General features: G+C 66.9%; 12 protein-coding genes, 2 pseudogenes and 1 other annotated feature. Of the genes and pseudogenes, 2 read left to right on the forward strand and 12 right to left on the reverse strand.

From position 1 onward, the window contains the following. Nucleotides 1–321, forward strand: a 321-nt coding sequence (locus tag H563_RS17140) for an integrase core domain-containing protein (RefSeq protein WP_155865275.1), incomplete at its 5' end; no start/stop codon positions are given. Here the strand turns inward: H563_RS17140 and H563_RS17545 are convergent. The 12 genes and pseudogenes from H563_RS17545 to H563_RS17005 form a co-directional block, all read right to left on the reverse strand. Beyond that, nucleotides 317–694 (reverse strand): annotated as a pseudogene (locus H563_RS17545) (relaxase domain-containing protein); the annotation flags it as partial. The gene H563_RS17140 and the pseudogene H563_RS17545 sit on opposite strands and share 5 nt — an antisense overlap. Nucleotides 695–805: 111 nt before the next feature. Further along, nucleotides 806–1261, reverse strand: coding sequence for a hypothetical protein (locus tag H563_RS0114030; RefSeq protein ID WP_022883212.1), 456 nt, complete (start codon nt 1259–1261; stop codon nt 806–808). A 3-nt stretch (nt 1262–1264) separates the two neighbouring features. Further along, a complete protein-coding gene (locus tag H563_RS0114035) occupies nt 1265–2683 on the reverse strand; it encodes a hypothetical protein (RefSeq protein ID WP_155865277.1) in 1419 nt (472 codons plus the stop codon). 53 nt (nt 2684–2736) lie between these two features. Next, nucleotides 2737–3072, reverse strand: a complete 336-nt coding sequence (locus tag H563_RS0114040) for a helix-turn-helix domain-containing protein (protein WP_022883214.1) — start codon at nt 3070–3072, stop codon at nt 2737–2739. Further along, nucleotides 3069–4148, reverse strand: a complete 1080-nt coding sequence (locus H563_RS0114045; RefSeq protein ID WP_245556863.1) for a tyrosine-type recombinase/integrase — start codon at nt 4146–4148, stop codon at nt 3069–3071. The genes H563_RS0114040 and H563_RS0114045 overlap by 4 nt, the downstream gene beginning before the upstream one ends. 952 nt (nt 4149–5100) lie before the next feature. After that, nucleotides 5101–5847, reverse strand: a complete 747-nt coding sequence (locus H563_RS0114050) for a cysteine hydrolase family protein (protein ID WP_022883216.1) — start codon at nt 5845–5847, stop codon at nt 5101–5103. 28 nt (nt 5848–5875) lie between these two features. Next, entirely contained in the window at nt 5876–6682 is an 807-nt protein-coding gene (locus H563_RS0114055; protein ID WP_022883217.1) for an ABC transporter ATP-binding protein, read from the reverse strand. Continuing rightward, nucleotides 6679–7650, reverse strand: a complete 972-nt coding sequence (locus tag H563_RS0114060; protein ID WP_022883218.1) for a FecCD family ABC transporter permease — start codon at nt 7648–7650, stop codon at nt 6679–6681. Before H563_RS0114060 ends, H563_RS0114055 begins: the two co-directional genes overlap by 4 nt. Before the next feature lie 110 nt (nt 7651–7760). Beyond that, nucleotides 7761–7994: pseudogene (locus H563_RS0114065) on the reverse strand (iron chelate uptake ABC transporter family permease subunit); the annotation flags it as partial. Nucleotides 7995–8024: 30 nt separating this feature from the next. Further along, nucleotides 8025–9325, reverse strand: a protein-coding gene (locus H563_RS17000; protein ID WP_407635326.1) for an IS3 family transposase whose coding sequence is annotated in 2 segments (ribosomal slippage) — nt 8025–9043 and nt 9043–9325 — 1302 coding nt in all. Because the reading frame shifts where the segments join, the coding sequence is not laid out codon by codon here. Further along, nucleotides 8895–9047: a sequence feature (AL1L pseudoknot), on the reverse strand. Its footprint overlaps the gene before it by 153 nt. A gap of 470 nt (nt 9326–9795) precedes the next feature. Then, nucleotides 9796–10446 carry a class F sortase gene (locus H563_RS0114085; protein WP_051142770.1) on the reverse strand — a complete coding sequence of 217 codons (651 nt, stop codon included), beginning with the start codon at nt 10444–10446 and terminating at the stop codon, nt 9796–9798. 8 nt (nt 10447–10454) lie between these two features. Further along, nucleotides 10455–11096 carry a glycosyltransferase gene (locus H563_RS17005; protein WP_322785843.1) on the reverse strand — a complete coding sequence of 214 codons (642 nt, stop codon included), beginning with the start codon at nt 11094–11096 and terminating at the stop codon, nt 10455–10457. Between the two features lie 5 nt (nt 11097–11101). Here H563_RS17005 and H563_RS0114095 point away from each other — a divergent pair. Beyond that, nucleotides 11102–11348, forward strand: a 247-nt coding sequence (locus tag H563_RS0114095; RefSeq protein WP_022883223.1) for a transposase, incomplete at its 3' end; no start/stop codon positions are given.

Here is an 11348-nt window from a genome sequence, read left to right on the forward strand (position 1 = left end):
GGCCCGTTCCGGTCGTTGAACTTCGAGTTGTTCATCATGCGTCACCCCGAGCTTCGGCATGTCCGCACCCGGGTGAAGTCGCCAGGCCAGAACGGGTCACGCGAACGCGGGTTCGGGACGCTGAAGTACGAGCGGCTGTTCCTCGACGAGATCCCGGACTCCTTGACGCTCATCGAGCGGGCCGAGGACTACCGAGTCGAGTACAACACCGAGCGCCCTCATGAGGCGATCGCCTGGAACCGGCCACTGGAGGTGCACCTCGGCCTGGCCGACCCCACCACCCCCACCTTTGAAACAGAAGAAATCCTGCCAACTACTTGACGCGGGACACCGCCTCCGCGCGTGACGCCGGCCCGAGCGATGGATCGAGTGCCCCGGCCCGCGCCTCAACCCGCTCGGCCACGGTTCGGTACTCGGGGTACGCGCGGCCGAGCGGTTCCCCGGTGATGGGGTCGCGGCTCATGCCGACGAGGAGCTGGAGCTGTGCTTCGGAGACCTGATCGCCCACGTTGATCCGTCCGCCGCCGAGCGTGGCGACTCCGGCGCCGAGCCAACGACCCGGCGGTGTGCCCTCGGCGTTGTAGTAGCGCGTCAGCGGGGTCGAGAGCGAGCGGTCACCATCGCCGGCCGCGACAGTGCGCAACAGGTACTTGTAACCGTCGCCAGCGCTCATCACGCGCATCGAAACCGTCATCCGCGCCGCCCTATCTGCTTGCTCACGAGGTGAGCAGCGGCCCGCCGACAGGCGGGCTCTGTTGGTGCAGAGCTCGTATTTGAGTGGGATGAATTCGTCTGGTGGTGCGGGCTATTGACGCGGCGTCGGTGTTGCGGTGTTCCAGGTGATGTCGGTGTTGGTGGGGGCTTCCCGGACGGCGCGGGTGAGGAAGTAGTACCAGCCGGGGCTCAGCAGCACAGTGTGTTCGGGTGCGCCGCCGGCTCGGACGGTGCAGGAGTCCGGATCGCTGAACTCGTCGTTGATGCGAAGGTCGACGGGCAGCGTCGCGGTGTGGACGAGCTCGCATCGAAGCCACTTGTAGAAGAGGTGGTCGAGATCGACTTGCTGTCCTCGGTGCTCGACGCTGATCGTCCAGTCGTGCGTGGTTTTCATGAACGCTTCGAAGCTCGCTCGGTCTCCGGTGATCTGTGGGAAGGCCTTGCGGGCAGTGGCCGCGACGGCGACGAGGACGCTGAGGAGTGCTCCCTCGCGCCGGTTGTGCCTCCAGAGAAGGTCTGCGTCTTCGAGCCGGTCTTGAATCGACATGTCTCAGCCATCCTCCCGGTGGTTGTTGCGCTGGGTGACGTATTCGGACCAGTCGCGGGCGGCAAGGGCGGCCCACTTGACGGCGGTCTTGTCGGCGATGCCGATGAGTTCGGCGAGGACGGGCGCGGGAATCTGCCCGGCGAGGGCGAACATCGCGGCGTGGCGGGAGTGCCCGGGTCTGACTCCGGCGGCGACGAGGTGTCCGCGGAAGGTCTCTCGGACGAGATGGCGTCCAGGATGCCTGCCGGGGAACAGCCAGCCGTGATCAGCGCGGGCGATCGACGGGGTTCCCGGGCGGGTGAGGTGGCGCCGGATCAGGCCGTCCAAGCCGGGCGGCATCTCGATGCCGATGGTGTCGAAGGTGACCAGGACCCGCTCGTCGTCTTCTGGGGTGATCTGGTCGACGCGCATCGCGACGATCGTTTCGAGAGGCTGGGCGAACAGCAGCGTGAACAGTCCGCCGATCCGCGCGTAGAGGGCGATGGTGTCGTCGTGAAGCAGCGTGTTGATCTGGTCCCAGCGGTCGGCGTCGGTGACGATCACCTCGGGCATCGTCGTTCCCCGCCAGGGAATCGTGATCTTGCTGTTCGCGCGTGCTCGGCTGAGCCAGGCGACGAAGGTCTGCTGGCTGTTGCGTGCGCCGGGATAGTCGGCGAGGTAAGACTCCAACTCAGGCTGGGACAGGGCCGCGATGGTGGTGCCGTGCCGGGCGGCCCACTGGCCGAGTCGGACCGCGCCGTTGATGTTCCCGCGGGCGGCATAGATCGCAGATTTGGTCAGCTCGCCGCGGTCGGCGGCCGTGCGTAGGCGGCGGAGCAGGTGCCAACGGGCGTAGCGACCGACCAGCCCGGCGTCCTCGGCACCGAGGGGTGCGAGGGTGGCGTCAAGCCATCGTTCCATCTGCTCGATCGGCGCATGGTAGGCAGGCAGGACACCGGCTCCGGTGAGCAGCTCGCGCAGGTAGTTGTGCGAGCGGTCCGCCGGCAAGGCGCGGAATGTGTCGTGGCTGATGGGTAGCTCTCCTCGGGCCATGAGATCGAGGAGCCGGACGCCGGTGGCGGGCGGCTTCTGCAACCAGGTGATCACGCTCTGCGGACGCGACGCGGCGACCAGCTCGTCATAGAGCGGCACCAGTTTCGCGTGGATGCGTCCGGTGTCGGGGTCGGTAAGCAGGCTGGTGAGACGCTCGGTCAGGATGCAGCGTGCGCATCGGGCCGCGCCGTAGGGGTGGTCCTCGCGCCCGCAGCCGGCGCAGGCGAAGATCGACTCCTCGCCCGCGCATCCCGCGCAGACCAAGGCGTTGTAGTTGCTGAGTGACGGGTAGGCGATCGGTCGCAGTTCGAAGCATTCCGGGCAGACGGCCGGGTGGTAGGCGATGTCGCGGCGGCAGCGATAGCAGATCGGCCCGGTCGGCAGCATCACCGTCGTCGTCCAAGTCCCGCAGCGCACGCACTCCCGGCTCGCCGACGGGCGGGTCACTCTTTCACGCCGTCGGGGCGCCGCACCCGAGCGCGCACCGGGCGCAGGTCGCCGATCCCCGGCCCGCCGTCGTTGACGGCGGGCGCACGCCGTTGCTGTTCGACGTGCAGCTCCAGCAGGTCTGAGGGGGTGCAGTCCAGGATGTCGCAGAGCGCGGCCAGCAGGTCGGTGTTGATCCGCTGCGGTGGCTTGGTCACGATCCGGTGCACCATCTGCCGCGACAGCTCGATCCCGCGCTCGCGCAACGGCTCGATCAAGTCGGTGGTCTGGAACATGCCCTTGGCGGCCATGAGCTGACGCAGATGCCAAAGCATCGACAGCTTCCTCGTCATCGCTCCTCCATGGTGTTGTCGTAGACGCGCGCGAGCGCCGCCTTGAGGGTCTTGGTCTTGAAGTCGTTGGATACCGATGTGTAGATCGCGGTGGTCGAGGCATAGGAGTGGCCGACCTGCTCGGTGACGAACCGCTCGGGATAGCCGAACTCGATCAGATGGGTCACATACGAATGCCGTAGGCAATGCAGCGACAGATCGGCATCAAGGCCGGCCTGCTCACGCAGCCACGCGAAGCGGTTGTCCATCGACTTCACCGACACCCGGCGCCGACGCTCGGTCAGCCAGAGCGCCTCCCGGTCCTCGGGCTGCAGCAGCGGCCGCGCCTGCTCCACCCACTGCATCATCCCGTCGACCACCCAGTCGAACTCCGGGACGGTGAGCACCGTGCGTCGGCGCGGGGTGCCGCCCCGGACGGCCTTGCCGTAGCGGACATGGACCGCGCCGTAGGTTCCCCACTGGCGCATGTGCGGGTTCGGGCGCAGGTCGGCAATATCGAGGTTGCAGAGCTCCCGGCGGCGCAACCCGTAGGCGTAGCAGGTCTTGATCATCTGCGCGTCCCGCAACGCAGCCCACGCGCCCTTGCGGCCCGAGCGTTGCACCCGCTCGACGCGGGTGTCGAGGAAGTCGAACAGGTGCTGCAACTCGTCGTAGGTGAACGGGCGCCGGCCCGGACGGCCCTCGTACTCGCTCAGATGCGCGACCGTGTTGAAGTCGTGGCAGACCTGCGACGGGATCACGCCGAACCGCTGCTCGCACTCCGTGACCCACCCGTAGCGGCCGTCGAGCAGATAGTCGCAGAACATCCGCAACGTCAGGTGATAGCCACGGATCGTCGACGGCGCCAGACGTGCGCTGCCGCTCATCAACGACAGCGTGAAGTCCTCCACATCACCCGGTCCCCACTGCCACGGAAACGACCCCGCGAACTCGGTGAACCGGCGTAGCAACGCCACCCGCGGCTCGATCGTCGCATCCGCCAGCAGCCGCGACTTCTGCTGCCGCTCCCATCCCGACAACATCGCCTCGAACACCGCAGCCTGCTCGTCCAGATGAACCACGCCCGAGGCGAGCACCAGATGCGCCGAGCCCGGAACCTCAGACCTCAACCCTCACCCCGATCGGTAAACTCTGATTGGACAATGCCAACCTGAAGTTACCACAGGGTGCAGAGGCCCACGACCACAAGAGCACCCACATCAAGGCATCGGAGCATTCGCGCCCCAGCACCCGCCGCAACTGTCAACTCTGAGTTGATTCGGGACCTTAAACCTCGATCTGCAAGAGGCGTGGCGACTCATGTAGCCGGTGCGCCGAAGAGCATCGACATCCGCTACAGCAATAGGCACTGCGCGAGCAGCGGCGTCTGACTATTCGTTCCACGACCAGCGCGCTGGACGGTGCGGCATTGATCCCCGCGAACTACTACGAGTCTTCCGCAATATCGATGTACCTCGGGCAGCGCGTCTTTCCCGTACCCGATTCCCTACGTGTACCGGCGCCCGGCTCACTCACGGCACGTAGTCCGTATCGCCGAAGAGACCGCGAATCCGCTTGCGACGACCTTGGAACACAGTTGTCAGGACACCTGGCAACGAGGAGGCATCGAAGCAGCGGCAGACCGTCCTCGGGCCACTGACAGCAACGGATCGCGACCACGGCCTCGTCCCCCCTCTGACTATATGTCGGGAGAGCTAATGCTCGCGATCACGCATCTGCCGCCGCGCCTCGTGATCTCCCTGTGCTCTGCAGCCCCCTGCGCGTGCGTCGGCTCGAGCTCTCCCGCGGGCGGACGCCAGATCGATCAGGGACGCCGCTCAGGGCAGATCCACGCTGATCGGGAAGGAGCGAGTCGGCTGAGGCTACGAGCACTCCCCATATACCCCGCTCCACGCCTGCATGGGCACCGTCTGCTCGCACGACCATCCGGTGGAGAGCCTGGCCAACATGAAGACCGCGAGAAGCTTGTTCGCAGTCACCACGGCAAGGCTTATCGCCCCGCTCGGCAGTGCGCATCCCTCACGACCGCTATGACATGCCTTGCCTTGTCGCTCCGAGCTCGCCGAGCGCGGAGAGAACGCGAGCGACGTCGGTGATCTGCACTCCGATCGAGGCGAGATCGGCCAGACGCTCCTGTGTGCCCTGGGAGACGGCGTCCTGAGCGAGCACCGTGCGGAAGTCGCGCTCACTGGCATCGAACAGGGTCGCGCGCGGACAGTTGGGCAGATTGCACCCGACCACGAGCACCGTGTCGCAACCGTTCGCGTGCAGCCAGCCTTCCAAGCCGGTGCGATAGAAGGCACTCCACCGCGGCTTGAAGAACACGACCTCGCCCGGCCCGACCGGCTGGGCCTCGCCGCTCAGGAGCGCCCGCGCATCCAGACGTGCGGGCAGAACGCTCTCGGGAATCTCCGCCCCAGCCGAGCCGGGAGCGACGATGCGGGCACCGGCGTGGACCATGGCACGCCGGGGAAGGTCGACATCTGTCCCGCCGGGCTGATAGAGCCTGACAACGTGGGCAATCGGACGACCCGCCGCCCGGAACGCAGAGACGAGCGTTGCGATGTGCGGAACGACTCCGCTGGTACCGGCAACAGGCGACGCTCCGCCGTCGAGAAAATCGCGCTGGACATCGATCACCACGAGCGCACAGGAATCCCAATGCGGACGAAGGTCAGCGACGGGGTCCTCGCGCTCAGAATCCTGTGTCATGAAGTCGTCCCCCGGGCTGATCGTCCGACAGAGTGCCTCCCGAGAATCGTAGCCCAGCTCCATGGCCCGGACAAGACAGGGCTGGGCGAGATCAGCTCACGTGCAGGCGGCCATGCAGGCTAGCGAGCGGCACGATCACGGGAGTGCTCATCTCGGGGTCAGGCACAACGCGGCAGGGAAGCCCGTACACGTCTTCGATGAGATCGGCAGTGATGACATCTGCCGGTGGGCCGGATGCCACGATGTCTCCGTCCTTCATCACGATGAGCTGATCGGCGTACCGCGCTGCCTGATTCAGATCGTGCAGCACGACCACTATGGTCCGGCCAAGCTGGTCGCGCAGGCGACGGAACAGCTCGAGGAGCCCGTACTGGTGCGCGATATCCAGGAACGTCGTCGGTTCGTCAAGAAGCAGCAGTGGTGTCTCCTGGGCGAGTACCATCGCCAGCCAGACCCGCTGGCGCTGACCGCCGGATAGCTCGTCGACCAGCCGCCCGGACAGATCCGTGGTTCCCGTAGCGTCTAGCGCCTGGATGACCGCCTCCTCGTCGTGGGCCGACCAGCGCTCGAACATGCGCTGGTGCGGATGCCGACCGCGAGCGACCAAGTCCGCGACTCGGATCCCGTCCGGTGCGATCGAGGACTGCGGCAGCATTCCCATCCGCTGCGCGAGGTGTTTGGTGCGCATCTGGGAGATGTCTTTGCCGTCCAGCAGAACGGATCCGGCGCTGGTGGGCAGGATCCGTGCGATCGCGCGTAACAACGTCGACTTGCCGCACGCGTTGGGACCGATGATCGCGGTGTAGGAGCCTGCTGTCACATCGAATGAGACGTCTTCGCTGATCACCCGGTTGTCGTATCCGACCTGGAGCCCGCGGGCATTGAGGATGTCGCTCATAGCGTCCTTCTCTTCCGAAATTCTGCGGCCAATAGCCACACCAGATATGCGCCGCCCAGCGAGGCCGTGACCACGCCGACAGGGAAGCCGAGCTTCTGGGCGAGAACGTCCGATGCGAGGAGCACGACGGCCCCGCCCAAAGCGGCGGGCACGAGCGAGAGCCCAGCCGATCGCGTCAGCCGTCGCGCGATCTGCGGCGCGGCCAAGGCGACGAACGAGATGGGGCCGGCCGCTGCGGTCACCAGCGCAGTCAATGCGACGCCCAGTACGACCGCCCCCGCGCGAGTGGCGTTGGCGCGCACGCCCGTCGCCCGGGCGCCATCATCGCCGAGTTCCAGCTGACCCACGCCCGGCAGGATCATTCTGAGCGCGAGGAGCATGACGAGGAGCAGGACCAGCATCGGCCACAGCTGCTCATATCCCAGGCCGTTCAGCGATCCGGCCGACCACACAGCGGCGAGCATGGCCGTGTCCACATCGACAAAGAGCATCAGGGCCGAGTTGAGCGATGACAGCAGGGCAGCCACACCGATCCCCATGATGATCAATCGGAAGGATTGCACGGCCCCTCGTCGTGTCGCCAGGAGATAGACCGCCGCTGCGGTGATACACCCGCCGAGGAGCGAGGCTGCGGCGACGTCGAGATAGCGGGTAGACCCGAAACCGAGCATCATCACGATGGCTCCGGTGTATGAGCCGGATGAGAATCCGATGATGTCGGGAGAGCCTAGCGGGTTGCGCGTGAGCGACTGGAAGATCGCACCGGATACCGCCAGAGCCGTCCCACACGCCAATGCGAACACCGCGCGCGGAAGACGCCACCCCACCACGAGCAGCCGGGCCTGGTCCAGTCCCGTGCCGAGAAGCGTACCGATGACCTCCCCGGGGCTGAGCGGGTAGGTTCCCATCCCGAGCGCGATGAGCAGCAGCACTGCAGCGAACAGGGCGAGCCCTGCGCCGACCAGCATGCTGCGTCGGCTCCAGATCCCGGACACGCCGCGCCGCCGGACGCTGATCGTCGCATATCCGTAGTCCAGGCGGTGAGATGCCGCTCCGGACGGACCACTCGCTGAGACGCTCACAGCGCGCTCACCGTCTTGCGCCGCGCCAACAGTATCAGCACCGGCGCGCCAACGATCGCCGTGACCAGCCCCACCCGCAGCTCACCGCTGGGCAGGACGATGCGGCCGAGGACATCCGAGACAAGCAGCAGAATGGGGGCGACGACGGCCGTGTACACGAAGATCCAGCGCTGATCCGGGCCGACGATCCACCGCACCGCATGTGGCACCATGAGCCCGACGAAAGCGATTGAAGCGCCCCGGGTTTCGTGGAGACTCGGTTAGTTGGGTGCGGCTGTTGCCGTGACCTTTTCTCGAGCGTAGCGGGCTGACGGATGGGCGGCCCAGTACGCGGTCTCGTACTCGACGGGCGGCACGAGCCCGATCTCGCCGTGCAGGCGGCGGTGGTTGTACCAGTCGACCCATTCGGCGGTCGCGATCTCCACGTCGCGGATCGAGGCCCAGCCGCCCTTGGGGCGCATCATGGGGTTGCGGATGCACTCGGCTTTGAACAGCGAGTTCAGCGCCTCGGCCATCGTGTTGTCATACGAATCGCCTTTGCTTCCGACCGAGGCGACGGCCTCCGCCTCCGCGAGCCGCTCGGTGTAGCGGATGGCCCGGTACTGGACTCCGCGGTCGCTGTGATGGACCAGCCCGGAGGTGTCCTGCCCGGCCCGGCGCCGCTCCCACAGGCCCATATCCAGGGCGTCCAGCGCGAGATCGGTGCGCATGCTCGTCGAGGTCTGCCAGCCGACCACGCGCCTCGAGTACACGTCGAGGATGAACGCGGCGTACACCCAGCCGGCATGCGTGCGGATGTACGTGAAGTCCGCGACCCACAACCGGTTCGGCGCGCCGGCGGCGAAGGCGCGCTTCACGAGGTCCTCGGGCCGCGGCGTCTCAGCGCCGGCAGCGATCGTCGTTCGCCGCGTCTTGTCGCGCCGCACCCCCTGCAGGCCCGCGGCGCGCATCAGCCGCTCCACCGTGCAGCGCGCCACCTGCGTGCCGCCCCGGTTCAGCGCCGCATGGAGCTTCCGGGCGCCGTACACGCCGAGGTTCGCGCGATGCGCGGCCGCGATCTCCTCGGCCAACTGCGCATCCCTGACCGCCCGCGCCGATGGCGGGCGCGTCTTGGCGGCGTAATAGGTGCTCGGGGCGATCTGCACGCCAGCGTCCCGCAGAACACGGCAGATCGGCTCGACCCCGAACCGGTCCCGGTGGCCGTCGATGTACTCGACGGCCACCGCTACGGGCACCTGGGCTACTTGATCTTGCGGTCGAGCTCCGCCGCGGCGAAAAACGCCGACGCCGTCTTCAGGATCTCGTTCGCCCGCCGCAGCTCCCGGTTCTCCCGCTCCAGCTGCGCGATCCGCTGCGCATCGGCCGTGGTCACCCCGGGCGCCTCGCCCGCATCGACCTCCGCCTGCCGCACCCAGCCCCGCAGCGCCTCCGGGTTGATGCCGAGCTGGTCAGCGATCCGCTTGATCGCCCCGACCTTGCTCGCCGGGTCCCGCCTGGCCTCGACCGCCAGACGCGTCGCCCGCTCCTTCAACTCAACGCTGTACTTCCTCGGTGCTGCCATGACTCTCATCCTTCACAGGTTCAAGAGCCTCCACCGAACCCGGGGCGCTTCAAGGCGGCTTGGCGGCCCCGACGCCAAGCCGCTGAGATTTCTCGGGGCTTCCCGCGACTCCGGCTGTGAACCTACAGTTGTAGGGTCCGAGGTTTCGTGTCGTTTTCCGGCGGAAATGTCGACCCCGTGTCAAATCCGACAACTCGGGCGGATTTGTGGGCGCCCCGCCACCCCTGAGTCCGTGCGGTAGAGGACCGGCATGCGGGCGCATCTGACGAGAGCGTGTGGTCTTGAGCAGAGCCGCGTCGCGGGGCGGAGCTAGACGCGGCTGCTTTACCTCGTCAACGGGTGCTACGCCACGGTGTGAACCAGCACCAGCACGAGACCGACGACGAGGGCGAGCAATGCGGCAGGGGCCGCGACCGCCATGCTCAGCCACGCGAAGAGCAGCCCCACTCGCGCCAAACCGCGCCACAACCTCATCGGCCGGTGGTTCGTGTGGCGGTGACGATGAAGTTGTCTTGGGAGGGTGCGCCGTTGGGGAGTTCGAGGCAGGTGATCATGACGAGCCGGTTGGGGGTGTTGGCCCAGATGCCGGTGTCGGCGCTGATGAGGGGTTTGGCGATGGTTGTGGTGCCGGTGATGGTGTAGTTGATGCCGTTCACGGTGGCGGTTTGTCCGGGTTTCACGCGGGCGTGTCCGGTGGCGGTGTCGTAGAGGTAGTTGCCGGGTCCGATGCCGCCGTTGCGGAGGGAGTGCATGGCGATGAACACGGTTCCTGCGGCGGGGGTGGATGGTGTTGTGCCGAGGTTGCGGATCCAGTAGGCGGAGGTGAATGTGGGGGGTTCGATCTCGTTGTCGACCGCGCTCAGGGAGCCCAGGGGCACGTCGAGGCCGACCGCGGAGACGATGAGGCGGTCTCCGGGTTGGGCCGGGGTGGGGCTCATCTTGTGCTGTTGCTCTGGGGCTGGGATGGTTCCGGGGTCGAAGGTGACGGTGTTCCCGGCGAGGTCTTTGAGAGTGTGGTCGTGCTGGGTGCGGATTACGCCGGCGACGCCGGTGACGACGAGCGCGAGTGCGACGAGGAGCGCAGCGGTCGTGATGAGCGTCTCGGATCGGCTGCGCCGCATGGTGGGGCTCATCGCCCTTCGGCGTGGTCAGGTGACGTCAGAAGCACGGTGATGCCGTCGCGGACGTCCTCGCTTGTTCGCCGTCGTCCGGTCTGATCTCGAGGGGCCGGCGGCCGGCGCAGCGCCCACGTGGTGACGCGGAGCATGGCTTCGGCGACGATTCCGGGGGTCATCTTGGATTTGCCGTGTTGCCGTTCGATGAAAATGATCGGCTCTTCGACGATGTGCAGGCCTGCGGCGGCGGCGTGGCGGAGCATGTCGATCTGGAAGCAGTATCCCTGGCTGGTCAGGCTCTGAACATCAATCGTCTCTAGGGCCTCGCGCGTGTAGGCCCGGTATCCGCTGGTCACGTCCCGTGTTTTCAGTCTGAGTGCGGTGCGGGCGTAGGCGCTGCCGGTGCGGGAGATGAGCCGCCTGCTCAGGGGCCAGTTGACGGTCTGCCCGCCGGGGGTCCAGCGGGATCCGACGACGATGTCGGCGCCGGTGTCGAGGATCCTTGCGAGGAGAGCAGGGAGCTGCTCGGGTTGGTGGGAGCCGTCGGCGTCCATCTCGACGATGAGGCCGTAGCCCTGGCGAAGGGCCCAGTCCATCCCTGCGCGGTAGGCGGCCTTGATTCGCCCTGGGTTTGGTTCCGCTTCCTTTGGGAGGATGAATCATGCCCCGTCAGTTCGCGCCGGAGTTCCGGCAGCGTGCGCTCAGGATGCTGGAAGAGGCGATCCCTGAGCACGAGACCGAGTACTCGGCGATCCGTCATGTCGCCACCAAGCTCGGCATCGGTCCGGAGACGCTGCGCAAGTGGCGCCGCCGGTCCGAGATCGACTCCGGCCAGCGCGCCGGGGTGACCACGGCGGAAAGCGCCGAGTTGAAGCGGCTCAAACGCGAGAACGCCGAACTGCGCCGCG

This window comes from Gryllotalpicola ginsengisoli DSM 22003, assembly GCF_000419445.1.
Classification (GTDB): Bacteria; Actinomycetota; Actinomycetes; order Actinomycetales; family Microbacteriaceae; genus Gryllotalpicola; species Gryllotalpicola ginsengisoli.